Annotated in this window: 2 protein-coding genes; both read right to left on the reverse strand. The window is 73.6% G+C overall.

What is annotated here, in order from left to right; genetic code table 11:
• Positions 1-4 precede the first annotated feature (4 nt).
• Complete coding sequence (locus NBW76_RS14610) at positions 5-454, reverse strand: hypothetical protein (protein ID WP_056552275.1); 450 nt, start codon at positions 452-454, stop codon at positions 5-7.
• Positions 451-19,710 (reverse strand): GEVED domain-containing protein, encoded by a 19,260-nt coding sequence (locus tag NBW76_RS14615; RefSeq protein ID WP_250246802.1) that lies wholly within the window; start codon positions 19,708-19,710, stop codon positions 451-453. The genes NBW76_RS14610 and NBW76_RS14615 overlap by 4 nt, the downstream gene beginning before the upstream one ends.
• Positions 19,711-19,864 lie beyond the last annotated feature (154 nt).

Here is a 19,864-nt window from a genome sequence, read left to right on the forward strand (position 1 = left end):
AGTCTCAGAGCTCGCCGCGCTGCACCTGCGTGGTGCAGGTGTACGTGCCGGACGCGGCGATGGGGCTGCCCTTGATGGTCCAGTCCTCGGTGTCGCCGGCGCCTAGGTCCTCGATCGTGGCGACCCCGCGGGCGACGACGTCGCTGCGGGCGGTGATCCAGCTGATGGTGATGACGTAGTCCTGCTCGTCGTCGGTGGAGTTCTTCACCTTGCCCTTGACCGAGTTGCTGCCCTTCTCGGTCGGGCAGGCGCCGAGGGTGACGTCCTTGAGGGCGCCCTCGAAGTCCTCGATCTCCGGCACCTCGGGCAGGTCCTGCGGCGAGGTGGTCTGCTTGTCGGCCGCCTTCGCCGCGGTCTTCTTGTCATCGGCCTTGTCGTCGTCGCCGCCGGTGCAGGCGGTCAGCAGGCCGCAGGTCAGGACGGCGACCGCGGTGGCACGCGCGAAGGTGTTCATCGAGGGTCTCCCTGTTCGGTGGTGGTCCGGCGGCGCAGGAGGAGCAGGCCCCCCGCGAGCAATCCTAGGGCGAGCAGCAACAGGCCGGCGGCGGCGCCACCCGTGTCCGGGAGGATGCCGAACGGCCCGTCGCCGCGGTCGTCGGCGTCGCCCGCGTCACCGTCACCCCCCGGGTCGTCCCCGTCGCCGTCGCCGTCGTCGACCGGACCGACGGCCGGCACGACCGCCTGGTCGACGTCGGATTCGATCGAGCCGTCGGGGCCGCTGCCGGTGGCCGTCGCGACGTTCACGACCGCGTTCGACGCAGCCTCCTCGGCGGTCACGACGTGCTCGGCGACGCAGGTGGTGCTCTCCCCTGCCGGCAGCGTGGTCTCGGCGCAGACGATCTCGTCGCCGGCCGCGTCGAGCATCGAGTCCTGGACCGCGACGCCGTCGATGCGGACGGTGCCGGTGTTCGTCACGACGAACTCGTAGCGGATGGTCTCGCCGGCGTCGGCGAGGTCGTCGCCGTCCTCGTCCTGCAGGACGCCGGTCTTGAGGACCTCCAACGACGCGACGGAGACGATGTCGGTGGTCACCTCGTCGTCGTCGGTCACCGCGTCGCCGACCGGCGGCTCGCCGCTCGCGGCCGCCGTGTTGACGACCTCACCGGCGTCGGCGGCGGCCTCGGTGACGGTGTACGTGGCGGGGCCGCAATCGATCGTCTCGCCGGGCGCGACCGTGGCCTGCTCGCACGCGACGTCGCCGCCGACGAGCGGGTCGGTGACGGTGACGGCGTCCAGCGTCACGTTGCCGGTGTTCTCGACCTCGAAGGTGTAGTCGATGGTGTCGCCCGCGTCGGGTCGACCGGTGTCGTTGGCGTCGAGCACGATGCCGGCGGACTTGCGCAGCTCCAGCGACGGCGCGGCCTCCAGCGACGTCGTGATGGTGTCGGCGTCGCTCGGCTCGAGCCCGGCCGGCCCGGTGGCGCGGGCGGTGGCTGTGTTCTCGACCTCGCCGGCGTCCAGGTCGGCCTGGGTGACCTCGTGGTCGACGGGGCCGCACTCGACCGTCTCGCCCGGGCCGAAGGGGACGGCGGGGCACGAGACGGCACCGACGAGCGGGTCCTCGATCGTCGTGGCGCGCAGCGTGGTCGGGCCGGTGTTCCGGACGGTGAACGTGTACTCGATGGTGTCGCCCGCGTCGGCGCGGCCGTCGCCGCCGTCGTCGCTGCCGGTGGCCTCCTTGGTCAGCTCCAGCTCGGCCGTCTGCGCAACCTGCGTGGTCAGCGTGTCCGAGCCGGTGACCGGGTCGCCCTTGGGGTCGTCGGCCGAGACGGTCGCGGTGTTGACGACCTGGCCGGCGTCGACGTCGGCCTGCGTCAGCACGTACGGGTCGGCGGCGCAGTCGACGCCCTCGCCGGGCTCGAGGTCCCCGGTCGGGCAGGTGACGTCACCGAGCCGCGGGTCGTCGACGGTCACGTCGGCCAGCGTCACGGCGCCGTCGTTGGTGACCCGGAAGGCGTAGTCGATGGTGTCGCCGGCGGACACGACGCCGTCGTCGTTCGCATCGACGACGCCGTCGGGGGCCGTCTTCTCCAGCAGCAGGACGCGGGAGCCGGCGAACGTCGTGCTGGTGGAGTCGGCGTCCGGCCCCGGGGCGCCGGTCACCGAGTCGGCCGCGGCCGTCGCGGTGTTGTTGACCGCGCCGGAGTCGACGTCGGCCTGGGTGAGGACGTACGGGTCGGCGGTGCAGTCGACGGACCGACCGGGCTCGACCGGGGTGGTCGGGCAGGTCACCGCGCCGACCAGCGGGTCGGTGACGGTCACGTCGGTCAGCGCGACGTTGCCGCGGTTGAGGACGGTGAAGGAGTACGCGATCGTGTCGCCGGCGTCGATCCGGCCGTCGGCGCCCACCTGGACGTCGCCGGCGCGCTTGTCCAGCTCGAGCACGGGCTCGCGGTCCACGGGGGTCCGCGTCCCGGCGGTGTCGTCGACGTCGTCACCGAGCGGCGGCGAGGCCACGACCCTGGCGGTGTTGACGACCTCGCCCGCCTCGACGTCGGCCTGCGTGAGGACGTAGGTGACGGGGTCGCAGGCGGTGCTGCGGCCGGGGGCAAGGGTGGTCGCGGCGCAGTCGACCTCGCCGCCGAGCAGCGGGTCGGTGACGGTCACGTCGGTCAGCGTCACGTTGCCGGTGTTCTCGGCCGAGAGCGTGTAGACGATCGAGTCGCCCGCGGAGTCCTGGCCGTCGCCGTCGGTGTCGAGCACCTGCCCGGCCGACTTCGTCAGGGTGACCGCGGGGGCCGCGGCCACCTCCTGGACCTCGGTGTCCTCGGCGGGGTCGACGGCGCCGGTCCGGCCGAGCGCCCGCGCGACGGCGGTGTTCTCGACCTCGCCGGCGTCGACGTCGGCCTGCGTCAGCTCGTACGCGACCGGGCCGCAGGTGACGGAGCCGCGCGGCGCGACCGTGCCGGCCGGGCAGCCGACGGCGCCGACCATCGGGTCCTCGATCGTGGTCCCGCGGACGGTGGTCGTGCCGGTGTTGGTGACGGTGAAGGTGTAGGAGATCGTGTCGCCGGCGTCGGCCCGGCCGTCGGGGCCGGTGGCGACGTCGCCCGCGGTCTTGGTCAGCGCGATGGACTCCGAGCGCGCGACGGGGCTGGTCTCGGTGTCGGCGTCCGCGACGTCCTCGCCGTCCGCGCCGACGCCGGTGACCGTGGCGGTGTTGACGACCTGGCCGGCGTCGACGTCGGCCTGCGTCAGCACGTACGGGGCGTCCGCGGCGCACTCGACGGTGTCACCCGGCTCGACGGAGCCGGCGTCGCAGGACACGGTGCCGACGAGCGGGTCGGTCACGTCGAGCTCGTCGACCGTGACGTTGCCGGGGTTGGACACGACGAAGGTGTAGTCGATGGTGTCGCCGGCGTCGACGCGGCCCGAGTCGTTGGCGTCCGCGATCGTGCCGCCCGTCTTCTCCAGCTGGACGGCGGCGGCGCGGACGAGCGCGGTCGACGTCGAGTCGGTCTGCTCGTCCGGGGGCCCGACGACCGAGTCGGCCGTGGCGGTGGCGGTGTTGTTGACGGCGCCGGCGTCGACGTCGGCCTGGGTCAGCTCGTACGGAGCTGCCGTGCAGGTGACCGAGCGGTCGGGAGCAAGCGCGTCGGGCGTGCAGTCGACGACGCCGACGAGCGGGTCGGTGACGGCGACGTCGGTCAGCGCCACGTTGCCCGTGTTCCGGACGGTGAACGTGTAGATGATCGCGTCGCCCGCGCCCACCCGGCCGTCGCCGCCGAGCGCGACGGCACCGGCCTGCTTGTCGAGCGTGAAGGTCGCGGTGCGGGCCAGCGAGGTCTCCGTGCCGGCGGTGTCCTTGGCGGCGTCGCCAGCCGGCGGGTCGGCGGTGACGGTGGCGGTGTTGCGCAGGACGCCGGCCTCGACGTCGGCCTGGGTCAGGACGTAGGTGACCGGGCCGCACGGCGTGGTGCCACCCGGGGCGAGCTCGTCGCTCTCGCAGGCGACCGCGCCGCCGAGCAGCGGGTCGACGACACTGACGTCCGAGAGCGTCACGTTGCCGGTGTTCTCGACGGCCAGGTCGAAGGTGATGGTGTCGCCCGCTGACGGTCGACGGTCGTCGTCGAGGTCCTGGACGGTGCCGGCGGTCTTGGTCAGCTGCACGGCGGGCTCGCGGTCCAGCGACGTGGTCACCGTGTCGTCCTCGGGACCGACGACGCCGTCCTGGCCGAGCGCGGTGGCCGTGGCCGCGTTGACGACCTCGCCGGCGTCGAGCTGCGCCTGCGTGACCGGGTAGGACACGGGGCCGCAGGTCACGGACCCCTCCGGGCCGAAGACGTCGGTCGGGCACGAGACGGCGCCGAGCAGCGGGTCGTCGACCGTGACGCCCCGCAGCGTGGTCGTGCCGGTGTTGGTGACGACGAACCGGTAGTCGATCGTGTCGCCCTCGTCGGCGCGGCCGTCGCCGCCGTCGTCGCTGTCGACGACCTCCTTCTCGAAGGTGAAGGACTCGGCTTGCGCGACGTCCCGGCGGGCGGACGAGTCGTCGCCGACCTCGGTGCCGTCGGCGCCGGTGGCGGTGACGTCGGCGGTGTTCAGGACCTCGCCGGCGTCGACGTCGGCCTGGGTCAGCTCGTAGGGCTCGACGGCCGCGCAGTCGGTGATGTCGCCCGGCGCGAGGGTCGTGACGTCGCAGTCGACCTCACCGACGAGCGGGTCGGTCACGACGACGTCCCGGAGCGTCACGTTGCCGAGGTTCTCGACCACGAAGGTGTAGGCGATGGTGTCGCCGGCGTCCTCGCGGCCGGAGTCGTTCGCGTCGACGACCTCGCCTGCGGTCTTGACCAGCTGCACGCCGGCGCCGCGGCCGAAGGTCGTGGTGGTGGAGTCGGCGTCCGGCTCCGGCGCGCCGACCACTGAGTCGGCCGTGGCGGTGGCGGTGTTCCGGACCTCTCCAGCGTCGACGTCCGCCTGGGTGAGGACGTAGACGTCGGCGGTGCAGTCGACGGCGTCGCCCGGGGCGAGCGGACCGGCCGGGCAGTCGACCTCGCCGAGGAGCGGGTCGCTCACCGCGACCCCGGTCAGGGCCACGTTGCCGGTGTTCCGGACGCGGAGGGTGAAGGGCAGCGTGTCGCCCTCGTCGACCCGGCCGTCGGCGCCGAGGACGATCGCGCCGGCCTCCTTCTCCAGCAGCAGGGCGGGCTCGCGCTCGAGGGGCGTGCGGGTGGCGGCCTCGTCGTCGACAGGGGTGCCGTCGGCGCCGAGGGCCTCGACCGTCGCGAGGTTGGTCCGCTCGCCGGCCTCGACGTCGGCCTGGGTGAGGACGTAGGTGACGGGGCCGCAGGGCGTCGTGCCGTCGGGCGCCAGGGTGTCGACGGCACACGGGACGGCGCCGCCGAGCAGCGGGTCCGTGACGGTGACGTCGTCCAGCGTGACGTTGCCGGTGTTCTCCACGAGCAGGTCGTAGGTGATGGTGTCGCCGGCGGAGTCCATGCCGTCGTCGTCGACGTCGACCACGGTGCCGGCGCTCTTGGCCAGGTCGACGGAGGCGTCCGCCGCGACGTCCTGCGTCTCGGTGTCCTCGACGGGGTCCAGCGCGCCGCCGCTGCCGATCGCCGAGGCGCTCGCGGTGTTGACGACCTCGCCCTCGTCGACGTCGTCCTGCGTGAGCTCGTACGCCACGGGACCGCAGGTGACGCTGTCCCCGGGAGCGACGTCGCCGACCGGGCAGTCGACGGCGCCGACCAGCGGGTCGTCGATCGTCACGCCGCGCAGGGTGGTCGTGCCGGTGTTGGTGACGCGGAACGTGTAGTCGATGGTGTCGCCGGCGTCGGCGCGGCCGTCTGCGCCGGTGTCGACGTCGCCGGCCTGCTTGTCCAGCGCGAGCGACTCGACCTGCCCGACCTCCTGGCGCTCGGACGCCCCGGCCACGACCTCGGTGCCGTCGGCACCCGTCGCCGTCACGTCGGCGAGGTTCAGGACCTCGCCCGCGTCGACGTCGGCCTGGGTCAGGACGTAGGGCTCGACGGCGGCGCAGTCGGTGCTGTCGCCGGGCGCGAGCGTCGAGTCGTCGCAGCCGACGTCGCCGACGAGCGGGTCGGTCACGACGACGTCCTCGAGCGTGACGTTGCCGGCGTTCGTGACGACGAAGGTGTAGCCGACGGTGTCCCCGGCGTCGACGCGGCCGGTGTCGTTGGCGTCCTCGATCCCGCCGGCGGTCTTGGCCAGCTGGACGGCCGCACCGCGGCCCAGGGTGGTCGACGTCTCGTCCCGGCTGGGCTCCGGCTCCCCCGCCACCGAGTCGGCCGTCGCGGTCGCGAGGTTGTTGACGGCGCCGGAGTCGATGTCGGCCTGCGTGAGGACGTAGGCGTCGGCGGTGCAGTCGACGGCGTCGCCCGGGGCGAGCGGACCGGCCGGGCACGTGACGTCGCCGACGAGCGGGTCGCTCACCGCGACGTCGGTGAGGACGACGTTGCCGGTGTTGCGCACCCGGAAGGTGAAGGGCAGCGTGTCGCCCGCGTCGACCCGGCCGTCGGCGCCGAGGACGACGGAGCCGGCCTCCTTGTCGAGCGACAGGGCGGGCTCGCGCTCGAGCGGCGTGAGCGTCTCGGCCGAGTCGGTGGCCGGGTCTCCGACCGGCGGCTCGGCGGTGACGTCGGCGGTGTTGCGGACCTCGCCGGCCTCGACGTCGGCCTGCGTGAGGACGTAGGTCACCGGGCCGCAGTCCGTGCCCTGGCCGGGGTCGAGCGCCGTGGCCGCGCAGTCGACCGCGCCGCCGAGCAGCGGGTCGTCCACCACGACGTCGGTGAGCCGGACGTTGCCGGTGTTCTCGACCCGGAGGTCGTAGGTGATCGTGTCGCCGACCGAGTCCGCGCCGTCGTCGTCGACGTCGACGACGTCCCCGGCGGTCTTGGTGAGGGTCACGTCGCCCGCTGCGCCGAGCAGCGTGGAGGTCGAGTCGTCGGACGTGACGACGGGGCCCGTGGGGGGCGTGCCCGTGGCGGTGGCGGTGTTGTCGAAGGACCCGGCGTCGATGTCGTCCTGCGTGACCTCGTAGGTCACCGGTGTGCACTCGACGGCCTCGCCCGGCGCCAGCGGACCGGCCGGGCACGTGACATCGCCGACGAGCGCGTCCTCGACCACGACGGGGTCGAGCGTCGTGCTGCCCGTGTTCTCGACCGTGAACGTGTAGCGGATGGTGTCACCCGCGCTGGCCCGGCCCGCGTCGGCGCCGTCCGCGTCGGTGTCGAGCAGGCCGGTCCCGGCGTCCTTGTCCAGCGCCAGGGAGGGGTCGGGCTCGAGCTCGGTGCGCGTGCCGGAGTCCGCGGAGCGCACCGGGGTGTCGCGCGGGCCGAGGGCGGTGGCGGCCGCGGTGTTGACGACCTCGCCGGCGTCGACGTCGGCCTGGTTCAGGACGTACGTCGCCTCGCAGGTGACGGAGAGACCGGCGCCGAGGGGCCCGTCAGGGCACGTCACGTCGACGAGCGGGTCGTCGATGGCGACGTCGGTCAGCGTCCGGTTGCCGTTGTTCGTCACGAGGAACGAGTACGTGATCGTGTCGCCGGCGCTCGCCCGGCCGGCGTCGCGGCCGTCGTCGTCGGTGTCCTCGAGGTCCCCGGCGGTCTTGGCGAGCGTCAGCACGTCGTCGGCCTCGAGCGGCACCGAGGTCTCGTCGGTCAGGTCGACGGGGTCCTCGAGCGCGGGCGGGGCGTCGATCGAGCCCGTGGCCGTGTTGTTGACGGAGCCGGCGTCGACGTCGGCCTGCGTCAGCTCGTACGTCGCCGAGCAGGTCACGGACGCGCCGGGCGCGACCGGGCCGGTCGGGCAGTCGACGTCGCCGACCGTCGGGTCGTCGACCGCGGGGCCGTCGAGCGTGGTGGCGCCCGTGTTGGTGAAGGTGAAGGCGTAGGCGATCGTGTCCCCGGCGCTCGCCCTGCCGTCGGCGCCGAGGTCGACGCCCGCGACCTCCTTGTCGAAGGTGTACGACGTGCGCGGCGAGAACTCGCGGACGTCGGTGTCCGAGCCCGTGACCACGTTGCCCTCGGGGTCGACGGCCGAGCCGTCGGCGGAGTTCTCGACCTGGCCGGCGTCGACGTCGGCCTGCGTGAGCGTGTAGGTGCCGTTGCAGGTGGACGTCTGGCCCGGGTCGAGCTGCTCCGGCGAGCACGGGAACGTCCCGCCCAGGGCCGGGTCGGTCACGGCGATGATGCGCAGGCGCGTCGAGCCCGTGTTGGTGATGGAGAAGGAGTAGTCGAGCACGTCGCCGACGTCCGGGCCGTTGCCGTCCGGGTCCGACAGCGTGCCGGAGACCTTGTCGATCGTCAGGGTGTTGACCCGCGTGAGCGTCGTGGACGTGGAGTCCTGGTCCGTCACGTCCGCGCCGGCCGGAGGCGTCGCCGTGGCGGTGGCCGTGTTGTCGAAGGCGCCGGAGTCGACGTCGTCCTGCGTGACCTCGTAGGTCACGGGGTCGCAGTCGACGGACTCGCCGGGCGCGAGCGGGCCGGTGGGACAGGTGATCTCGCCGACGAGCGGGTCCTCGACCACGACGGGGTCGAGCGTGGTGTTGCCGGTGTTCTCCACCGAGAAGGTGAACGCGATGGTGTCCCCCGCGCTGGCGCGGCCGGCGTCGCGGCCGTCGGCGTCGGTGTCCAGCAGTCCCCCGGGCGCGGCCTTGTCCAGCTCGAGCGCGGGGCTGCGATCGAGCTCGGTGCGCGTGCCGGAGTCGGCCGAGCGCACCGGGGTGTCGCGCGGGCCCGTGGCGGTGGCGGCCGCGGTGTTGACGACCTCGCCGGCGTCGACGTCGGCCTGGGTCAGGGTGTAGGTCGCCTCGCACGTGCGCGTGCCACCCGGGGCGAGGTCGCCGTCGGGGCAGTCGACGTCGACGAGCGGGTCGTCGATGGCGACGTCGGTCAGCGTCCGGTTGCCGTTGTTCGTCACGAGGAACGTGTACGTGATCGTGTCGCCGGCGCTCGCCCGGTCGGTGTCGCGGCCGTCGGCGTCGGTGTCCTGGAGGTCGCCCGCGGTCTTGTCGAGCGTCAGCACGTCCTGCGCCGCAAGCGGCACCGAGGTCTCGTCGGTCAGGTCGGCGGGGTCGCCGAGCGCGGGCGGCGCGTCGATCGAGCCGGTGGCGGTGTTGTTGACCGCTCCCGCGTCGACGTCGGCCTGCGTCAGCTCGTACGTGACCGTGCAGGTGACCGAGGCGCCGGGGGCCACGTCGCCCGGCGGGCATCCCACGGGGCCCACCGTCGGGTCGTCGACCACCGGGGTGTCGAGGGTGCTGGCGCCCGTGTTGGTGAAGGTGAAGCCGTAGTCGATCGTGTCGCCGACGCTCGCGCGGCCGTCGGCGCCGAGGTCGACGGCCGCGACCTTCTTGTCGAACGTGAAGGAGGTGCGCGGCTCGAGCTGACGGACGTCGGTGTCCGAGCCGTCGACGACGTTGCCCTCGGGATCGACGGCCGAGCCGGTGGCCGTGTTGACGACCTCGCCGGCGTCGACGTCGGCCTGGGTCAGCGTGTAGGTGCCGTTGCAGGTGGAGGACTGGCCCGGGTCCAGCTGCTCCGGCGAGCACGGGAACGTCTCCCCCAGGGCCGGGTCGGTGACGGCGATGATCCGCAGCCGCGTCGAGCCGGTGTTGGTGATGGTGAAGGAGTAGTCGAGCACGTCGCCGGCGTCGGTGCCGTTGCCGTCGGGGTCCGAGAGGGCACCCGAGACCTTGACGATCTCCAGGGTGTTCTCGCGCTCCAGCGTGGTCGACGTCGAGTCGTCGTCCGTGGCGGCGGGCCCGGTCGGCGGGGTGCCGATCGCGGTGGCGGTGTTGGCGAACGCGCCCGCGTCGACGTCGTCCTGGGTGACCTCGTACGTCACGGGGTCGCAGTCGACGGAGTCGCCCGGCGCGAGCGGGCCGGTGGGGCAGGTGACCTCGCCGACCAGCGGGTCCTCGACGACGACCGGGTCCAGCGTCGTGTTGCCGGTGTTGGTGACCTCGAAGGTGAACTCGATGGTGTCACCCGCACTGGCCCGGCCCGCGTCGTCGCCGTCGGCGTCGGTGTCCTGCAGGCCCTCGGGCGCGGCCTTGTCGAGCGCGATCGCGGGATCGGCGGCGAGCTCGGTGCGGGTGCCGTCGAGGAGGGACAGCACGACGTCGCCGTCGGGTTCGGCGGCGGTCGCGCCGGCGGAGTTCACGACCTCGCCGTCGTCGACGTCGGCCTGGGTGAGCGTGTACACGGCCTCGCAGGTGCGCGTGCCGCCCGGGGCGAGGTCGCCCGGCGGGCAGGTGACCGGTCCGAGGCGCGGGTCGTCGATCGCGACGCCGGACAGCGTCTGGTTGCCGGTGTTCTCCACGAGGAACGTGTAGGTGATGGTGTCGCCCGCGCTCGCGCGGCCGGCGTCGGGCGTGCCCGCGTCCGACTGGTCGTCGACGACCGGGCCCGCGGTCTTGTCGAGGGTGAGCCCGTTCTGCCCGACGAGCGCCGTCGACGTGGAGTCCGTCCGCTCGACCGGCACCCGGCGCCCCTCGGGTGCCGCCATCGTGGCGGTCGCGGTGTTGTTGACCGCGCCGGAGTCGATGTCGCCCTGCGTGACGACGTAGGTCACTCCGCACGTGACCGAGCCGCCCGGCGCGACCGCGCCGTCGGGACAGGTCACGGGACCGACGCGAGGGTCGTCGACGTCGGCTGCCGACAGGGTGGTCCCTCCGTCGTTGGTCAGGACGAAGTCGTACTCGATCGTGTCGCCCGGCTCGACGGGGCCGCCGTCGCCGTCGGCGTCGATGACGGCCGAGGCCTGCTTGTCGAGGGCGAAGGAGCTGGCGGGCGCGAGGGGTCGCGTGTCGGTGTCGGCGGCCTCGGCGACGGTGCCGTCGGCGTCCTCGGCGGTCGCGGTGGCCTCGTTGACCACTGCGCCGGCGTCCACCTCGGCCTGGGTGAGCGCGTGGGTGCCGGTGCACGTGACGGTCTCCCCCGGTACCAGCGGCTCGTCCGGGCACGTCACCGCACCCACGAGCGGGTCGCTGACCGCGAGGCCGGTGAGGGTGCGCGTGCCGGTGTTGGTCACCGCGAAGGAGTAGGCGACGACGTCGCCCGCGTCGACGCCGTTGGCGTCCGGGTCCGTGGGCGGCGCCGAGGACTTCTCCAGCGACAGGGTGGCGTCGGCGGTCGTGGGCGTCGACGTGGCGTCGGTGTCGTCGACCTCGGGACCGGCGGGCGGGGTGCCGGTGACGGCGGCGGTGTTGTCGACGGCGCCGGCGTCGACCTCGGCCTGCGTGATCGTGTGGACGCGGACGGCGCACTCCACGACCTGCCCGGGCGCGAGGCGACCGTCCCCGCAGATCTCGCCGTCGAGGCCGACGAGCGCGTCGTCGAGCCGCACGTCGTCGAGGGTGACGGTGCCGGTGTTCTCGACCCGGAAGGTGTAGCGGATCGTGTCGTCGGCGCCGACGCGCCCGTCGTCGTCGACGTCACGAGGCGGCTCGGCCACCTTGTCGAGCTCGATGGTCGCGACGCCGGCCAGCGGCGTCGTGGTCGTCGCCGTGCCGGAGGGCACGATCGCCCCGCGGGGCCCGACCGCCGTGGCCGAGGCCTCGTTGACGACCTCGCCCGCGTCGACGTCGGCCTGGGTCAGCGTGTAGGTGGCGGTGCAGTCGACGGAGTCGCCCGGGCCGAGGTCGCCCGCGGGGCAGGTGACGTCGACCAGCTCGTCGGTGACCGTGACGTCGGTGAGCGTCTGGTTGCCGTCGTTGGTGACGGTGACCGTGTAGTCGATGGTGTCGCCGGCGTCGAGGCGCTCGGAGTCGTTGGCGTCCTCGACCGGTCCGGCGCTCTTCTCGACCCCCAGGACGTTCGCGGCCACGAGCGTGGTCGACGTGGAGTCCGTGCGCTCCTGCGGCACCTGGCGACCCTCGGGCGCCTCGAGCGTCGCAGTGGCCGTGTTGTTGACCGCGCCGGAGTCGATGTCCTGCTGCGTCAGCACGTACGTCCGCTCGCACGTGACGGACGCGCCGGGCGCGACGTCGCCGTCGGGGCAGGTGACCGGCCCGACGCGCGGGTCGTCGACCTCGGCGCCCGACAGGGTGGTCGCCCCCGTGTTGGCCAGGACGAAGTCGTACTCGATGGTGTCGCCGGGCTCCACCGGGGCGCCGTCGCCGTCCGTGTCGACCACGGCCGAGGCCTGCTTGTCGAGGGTGAAGGCGCTGCGCGGCGTGAAGCGCCGGGTCTCGGTGTCCGTGGCAGCCGCGGGGGTGCCGGCGGGGTCGACGGCCTCGGCGGTGGCGGTGTTGACGACCTGCCCGGCGTCGACCTCGGCCTGGGTCAGGGCGTGCGTGGCGGTGCAGGTGGTCGAGGCGCCCGGGGCGAGGGTGTCGACGGGGCAGTCGACGGCCGCGAGCGGGTCCGCGACCACGAGGTCGGTCAACGTCCGCGACCCGGTGTTGGTGACCAGGAAGGAGTAGGCGACCACGTCACCCGCGTCGGGGCCGTTCGCGTCCGGGTCGGTGGGCGCGACCGACGTCTTGTCGAGCGTGAGGGCCACGGCGCTGGAGGTCGGCGTGGACGTGGAGTCCGTCGCGTCCAGCCCCTCGCCGGCCGGCGTCTGCGCGGTCACGGTGGCGGTGTTGTCGACGCTGCCGGCGTCGGCCTCCTCCTGCGTGATCGTGTGCACGCGGACCGCGCACTCGACCGAGCGGCCCGGGGCCAGGCCACCTGTGCCGCACGGCAGCCCGTCGAGCCCGACGAGCGGGTCGGTCAGCTCGACCTCGTCGAGGGTGACGGTGCCCGTGTTGCTGACGACGAAGGTGTACCGGATGGTGTCGTCGGCGTCGATGCGGCCGTCGCCGTCGACGTCGCGCGGGGTGTCGGCGACCTTGTCGATCGCGACGTCCGGGGCCCGCGCGACCTCGGTCCGCGTGGAGTCCTCGGCCGAGGTGACCTCGACGCCGCGGGGGCCCACGGCGGAGGCCGAGGCGGTGTTGAGGACCTCGCCGGCGTCGACGTCGGCCTGGACCAGGGTGTAGGTCGCCGTGCAGTCGACCTCCTCGCCGGGCTCGAGGTCGCCGTCCGGGCACGTGGCGGCGACGAGCGGGTCGTCGATCGCGACGTCGGTGAGCGTCTGGTTGCCGTCGTTGCGGACCGTGAACGTGTAGGCGACCGTGTCGCCCGCGTCGACGCGGTCGGAGTCGTTCGCGTCGACGACCGGGCCGGCCACCTTGGCGAGCGTGAGGGTGTTGGCCGCCGCGAGCGTCGTGGAGGTGGAGTCGGTCGACGGCGCGGGATCGGTCCGGCCCTCGGGGGCGTCCAGCGTGGCGGTCGCGGTGTTGTTGACCGCGCCCGCGTCGACGTCGGCCTGCGTGAGGTCGTACGTGACCGAGCAGGTGACCGAGGTGCCCGGGGCGACGGGCCCGTCCGGGCAGGTGACCGGTCCGACCCGCGGGTCGTCGACCTCGGCGCCCGACAGGGTCGTCGCGCCGGTGTTGGTGAGGACGAAGTCGTAGTCGATGGAGTCCGCCGCCTCCACCCGTCCGTCGCCGTCGACGTCGGTGGGGTCCGCGGCGACCTTGTCGAGGACGAACGCGCTGCGCGGGGCGAAGGTCCGCGTCTCGGTGTCGGTGGCGTCGACGTCGACGCCCTGCTGGTCCGTGCCGGTGGCGTCGGCGGTGTTGACCACCTGGCCGGCGTCGACGTCGGCCTGGGTCAGGGTGTGGGTGCCCGCGCAGGTGGCCGAGTCGCCCGGCTCCAGCGTGCCCGGGGCGCAGTCGAGGTCGGCCAGCAGCGCGTCGGTGACCGCGACGTCGTCGAGGGTCGTCGTGCCGGTGTTGGTGACAACGAGCGTGTAGTCGACGGTGTCGCCCGCGTCCGGGCCGTTGGCGTCGAGGTCCTCGACCGGGTCCGACGTCTTCGCCAGGGCGAGGGAGCTGGCGCGCACGAGCGGGGTCGAGGTGCTGTCGACGCTCGTGACGTCGTCACCCTCGGGCGGGGTACCGGTCGCGGTGGCCGTGTTGTTGACCGCGCCCGCGTCGGCCTGGGCCTGGGTGATGGTCAGGACGATCGGGGTGCAGTCGACGGTGGTGCCCGGGCGCAGCGGGCCCTCGGGGCAGGTGACCTCGCCGAGCAGGGCGTCGTCGACGGTGACGGGGTCGAGCGTGACGGTGCCGGTGTTGCGCACGGCGAACGTGTACCGGACGGTGTCGCCGGCGCTGATCCGCCCGTCCTCGTCGGTGTCGACCGGAGTGCCGGCCTCCTTGTCGAGCAGGACGGACGCGGTCGTGGGCAGCGGCGTCGTCTCGACGGCCGGCAGGGACTCCACCAGCGCGCCGCCGCGTGCGGCTGCGGTGGCCGTTGCGGTGTTGACGACCTCGCCCTCGTCGAGGTCGGCCTGGGCGAGCGTGTACGTCGCCGTGCACGTCCGGGAGGCGCCGGGGGCCAGCTCGCCCTCCGTGCAGGTCACGTCGACGAGCGGGTCGTCGATGGCGACGTCGTCGAGCGTCCGGTTGCCGTCGTTCGTGACGGTGAACGTGTAGGTGACGGTGTCGCCGGCGTCGAGGCGGTCGGAGTCGTTGGCGTCGACCGGGTCACCGGCCTCCTTCGCGAGCCGCAGCACGTTCGCCGGCGCGAGCGTCGTGGAGGTGTCGTCGGCGCGGGGCAGGGGCTGGGGCCTGCCCTCAGGTGCCCGCATCGTCGCCGTGGCCACGTTGTTGACGGCGCCGGAGTCGACGTCGGCCTGCGTCAGGACGTAGGACTTCGTGCACGTGAGGGACGCGCCGGGCGCGATCGCGGTGGTGGGGCAGGTGACCGCGCCGAGCCGCGGGTCCTCGACGTCGGCGCCGGAGAGCGTCGTGGCGCCGTCGTTCGTCAGGACGAAGGAGTAGGCGATCGTGTCGCCCGCGTCGGCGCGCCCGTCGGCCCCGGTGGCCACCGCGGCGGCCTGCTTGTCCAGGCTGAAGGACGAGGCCGGGGTGAAGGGTCGGGTGGCCGTGGCCTGCGCGGCGACGGCGACGCCGCCCGGGGCGGTGGCGGTGGCGGTGGCGGTGTTGACGACGCGCCCGGCGTCGACGTCGGCCTGGGTCAGCGTGTACGTGCCGGTGCAGTCGAGGGAGGCGCGCGGCCCGAGCGTCGTCGCGCCGCAGGCGAGGTCCGGCAGGAGCGGGTCGGTGACGCGGACGCCCGTGAGCGTCGTCGTGCCGGCGTTGCGGGCGGTCACCGTGTACGCGACGGTGTCGCCGGCGTCGGGGCCGTTGCCGTCGAGGTCCTGCACGGCGCCCGCGGTCTTGGTCAGGGCCAGGGCGGAGGCGCGCTGCAGCGTGGTGGACGTGCCGTCGATGCTCGTGACGGCCGGTCCCGTCGGCGGCCGGCCGGTCGCGGTGGCCGTGTTGTTGACCGCGCCCGCGTCGGCCTGGGCCTGGGTGATCGTCAGGACGACCGGGGTGCACTCGAGCGTGGCCCCCGGCGCCAGCGCCACGGCCGGGCACTCGACCGTGCCGAGCAGCGGGTCGCTGACCGTCACCGGGTCGAGCGTCACGGTGCCGCTGTTGCGGACGGAGAAGGTGTAGCGGATGGTGTCGCCGGCCGCGATGCGACCGTCGCCGTCGGTGTCGACGGGGGTGCCGGCCTGCTTGTCCAGGACGAGCGACGGCACGCGGGCAACGGTGCGGGTGGCCGTCGCCGTGCCGGACGTGACGACGCGGCCGTCGCCGTCCGTGGCCCGGGCCGTGGCCGTGTTGACGACCTGGCCGGCGTCGACGTCGGCCTGCGTCAGGGTGTAGGTCACGGTGCAGCTGCGTGACTGGCCGGGCGCCAGCGTCCCCGTGGGGCACGAGACGGGACCGGTGGTGGGGTCGGTGACCGAGACGCCGGAGAGCGTGCGGTTGCCGTTGTTCGTGACGAGGAACGTGTACGTGACGGTGTCACCGGCGTCCTGGCGGCCCGAGGTGTTCGCGTCGACGACGGGACCGGCGGTCTTGGTGAGGCCGAGCGCGCCGCTCGCGGCCAGGACCGTCGAGGTGGAGTCCGACGACGGGGCCGGCTGGGGCCGACCGTCGGGCGCCTGCATCGTGGCGGTGGCGGAGTTGTTGACGGCGCCGGAGTCGACGTCGGCCTGGGTGAGGACGTAGGACTTCGTGCACGTCACGGAGGCGCCGGGCGCGATCGACGTGCCCGCGCACGTGACGGGCCCGAGGCGCGGGTCGCTGACGTCGGCCGCCCGCAGCGTCGTCGAGCCCGTGTTGGTGAGCACGAAGCTGTAGGGCACGGTGTCGCCGGCGTCGACGCGACCGTCGGCCCCGGTGGCGACCGCGCCCGCCTGCTTGTCCAAGACGAAGGACGAGGCCGGTGTGAAGGACCGGGTGGCCGTGGCGGTGTCGCGCACGACCTGGCCCTGCGGGCCCGTGGCCTCGACGCTGGCCGTGTTGACGACCTGGCCGGCGTCGACGTCGGCCTGCGTCAGCGTGTACGTGCCGGAGCAGGTCGCGGTGGCGCCACCGCCCAGCGTGGTGGGCGTGCAGGCGACGGCGCCACCGAGGCGCGGGTCGGTGAGGCGGACGCCGGTGAGACTAGCGGTCCCCGTGTTGGTGACGGTGAACCCGTACGCGACGCGGTCGCCGGCGTCGGGACCGTTGCCGTCGAGGTCCTGGACGGCGCCGGCGGTCTTGGCCAGGGCGACGGTGGCCGTCACGGCGAAGGACGTCGACGTGCTGTCGGTGCTGGTGACGGCGGCGCCCGCCGGCGGCGTACCGGTGGCCGTCGCGGTGTTGTTGACCGAGCCGGCGTCGGCGTCGGCCTGCGTCAGCGAGTACACGGCCGGGGTGCACGCCACGGTCGCGCCGGGCGCCAGCGGGCCGGTGGGGCAGGTGACGGTGCCGAGGCGGGTGTCGGTGACCCTGACCGGGTCGAGCGTCACGGTGCCGCTGTTGCGCACCTCGAAGCGGTAGCGGACGGTGTCACCGGCGTCGATGCGTCCGTCGGCGTCGGCATCGACCGCGGTCTCGGCGATCTTGTCGAGCGCCAGCGACGGGACCCGGGTGACCGTCGTCGAGGTGGAGGACGAGCCGGAGGCGACCGCGAACCCGCGTGGGTCGGCCGCGGTGGCGGTCGCCGTGTTGGCGACCTGGCCCGCGTCGACGTCGGCCTGGGTCAGGCGGTACGTGGCGGTGCAGGTGATCGTGGCGCCCGGCGCGATCGACGTCGGACCGCAGACGACGGCGCCCACCTTCGGGTCGGAGACGGCCGGCGCGTCGAGCGTCTGGTTGCCGTTGTTGGTGACGCGGAAGGAGTACGCGATCGTGTCGCCGGCGTCCTGGCGGCCGGAGCCGTTGGCGTCGACGACCGGCCCGGCCGACTTCACCAGCCCCAGCGTGTTGGCCGCCGTGATCGGCGTGGAGACCGACGCGGTCCGCGACACCGGGGCCGGTCGACCCTCCGGGGCGGCCATCGTGCCGGTGGCGGTGTTGTTGACGGCGCCGGAGTCGACGTCGGCCTGCGTCAGCGTGTAGGTACGGGCGCACGAGACCGTCCCGCCGGGCGCGACCGCGGCGGTCGGGCACGTGACGGGACCGACTCGCGGGTCGCTGACCGCGGCGCCGGACAGGGTCGTGGCGCCGGTGTTGGTGAAGGTGAACGTGTACCGGACGGTGTCGCCGGCGTCGGTGCGGCCGTTGGTGTTGACGTCGACGACCGGCGCGGCCTGCTTCGTGAAGCCGAAGGAGGACGAGGGGGTGAAGGTCCGGGTGGCCGTCGCCTCGGCGGAGGTGGCGGGGCCGGCCGCCGACGTGCCCGTGGCGGTGGCCGTGTTCACGACCCGGCCGGCGTCGACGTCGGCCTGGGTGAGCGTGTACGTGGCCGTGCAGCTTCGGGTGGCACCGGGCGCCAGCGAGCCGGTCGGGCAGGAGACCGAGCCGACCTTGGCGTCGTCGACCCGCGTCGTGGCCAGCGCGACGTTGCCGCTGTTGGTGATGGTGAAGGTGTACGGGATCGTGTCGCCGACGTCCGGACCGTTGCCGTCGACGTCCTCGAGCGTCCCGGCGGTCTTGGCAAGCGTGATGGCCGGCGTGCGGGTGACGCTGCGGGTGGTCGAGGCGGTGGCGGAGGCGGCCGTGCCGTTCGGGCTCTGGGCGTTGACCGTGGCCGTGTTCGGCACGGAGCCGGCCTCGACGTCGGCCTGCGTCAGCGTGTAGCTGCCGGTGCACGTGGCGGAGGCGCCGACCGCGAGCGTCGTCGTGGAGCACGCGACCGAGGGGATCTTGGGGTCGGTCACGGCCACGCCCTGCAGGACGGTGTTGCCCGTGTTGGTGACGGTGAACGTGTAGGGGACGGTGTCGCCCGCGTCCTGGCGTCCGCTGGAGTTGGCGTCGACCACCGCGCCGGCCGACTTCACCAGGGACAGCGCCGGCGCCTCGCTCGCGATCGTGAGGCTGTAGTCCTCGACCTCGCCGGAGGACGCGAGGCCGGTGGGCTGGGCGACGTCCGTGGCGACGTAGGACGTGCGGAAGCGGGCGTACGTGGTCCCCGCGGTCAGGCCGGCCGGCTTGGCGAACGTCAGGGTCGCGGAGGTGGCGCCGGCGACGAACGTGGCGGCCGCTCGTTCTCCCGTGTCGAAGACGCCGTTGCGGTTGAAGTCGATCCAGCCGGCCACGGTGCCGGGCTTGGTGGCGCCGGAGATCGGGACCGTGAGCGTGTAGGGAGCGGTGCCCTGGGCCAGCACGTCGGGCAGCGAGCCGAAGGCGTCCTCGTCGGCCCCGTCGCCGTTCGAGCCGTTCGCCGAGGTGCCGGCGGCCACGGCGTAGGGGCTCGTGGTCTGGTTGGCCTGCGTCAGCGTGTCTTCGTTGTCGATGGCGCTCCCGAGCCGCAGGTTGGTGACGGCGTGCGCCGGCGCCTGCGTGCCGTTGTACGACGTGGGGGCGTCGCCCCAGTCCTGGGCAGTCGTGACGACCATGCCGAACTGCTCCGAGGCGTCGGCGGTGTTGAGGGTGCCGCACGTCGTGGAGAGGCAGATCGCGTTGAGGTCGATGGCCATCGTCAGCTGGGTGAGCCCGGTGCCGCGGATCGGGATGCTGCCGCACCCGGCGGTCGCGCCGTTCGACACGGCCAGGTTGGCCGTGCAGGTGGGGTTGGCGCGCGGGTTGGTGGTGCTCCAGCTGGTGCTCGTCGTCGTCAGGTTGGTGCCTGCGGCCACCGGTCCGAAGGTGGCAGCCGTGGCGCCCTGGCTCCCGGTCAGGCGGCCCGCGCCGCTGAAGACCAGGACCGGGACGCTGTTGTTCTGCAGGTTGCCGCCAAGACCGGTGAGGTGCAGCGTCGGGTTGTCGACGGGTTGGCTGAAGTTGACCGTGATGGTGCCGCGGTTGGCGCAGGTGCTGGTGGCGCCGTTGGTCAGGGGCGGCGTGCATGCGGTGCCGCCGCTGCCGTTGCCGTAGTCGACGTTCATGTACAGCGCGTTGCGCGTGAGGTCGAGATCAGGCTCGAAGAGGGTGTTGGTGCCTCCCTTGGCCGACATCGTCCCGGTGCCGCTGATCCCGCCGCTGCCGGTGACGCCGTCGATGTTCCCGGTGTTCTCGGCGATGCCGTACGTGACCTGCAGGCCGGACGGCTGGGTCTGTGTGGCTGTCGAAGGCGCGTTCGCGGACGTCACCGCGATGTTCTGGGTGTTCTGCTCCTGCGCCTGGACGGGTGCGAGTCCGGGGATCGGCACGAGCACGGTTCCGGCGACCAGCGCGAGCGCCACGGCGAACATCCCGTGGCGTCGTCGTCGGGCCTGGCGCACCAGGCGACGAGGTCGCGGATCCATCGATTCTCCCGAGACGAGCACCGCCGGCGGGAGCCGGTGGAGGATCGCCTCCTGCGAACCCGATCACACCTTAAATCATCCTGAGGACATGCGCCGGAATCCATTTAAACCGTGCGCGGGTGCCGGGAGCGTCGCTTCTCGGTCGACGTAGGCG

The sequence above is a fragment of the Aeromicrobium sp. Leaf245 genome, from assembly GCF_942548115.1.
Classification (GTDB): Bacteria; Actinomycetota; Actinomycetes; order Propionibacteriales; family Nocardioidaceae; genus Aeromicrobium.

What these genes read in the sequence shown, in the direction of transcription:
- NBW76_RS14610 (WP_056552275.1), bottom strand. Translation starts at nt 454, where the DNA reads ATGAACACCTTCGCGCGTGCCACCGCGGTCGCCGTCCTGACCTGCGGC.
- NBW76_RS14615 (WP_250246802.1), bottom strand. Translation starts at nt 19,710, where the DNA reads ATGGATCCGCGACCTCGTCGCCTGGTGCGCCAGGCCCGACGACGACGC.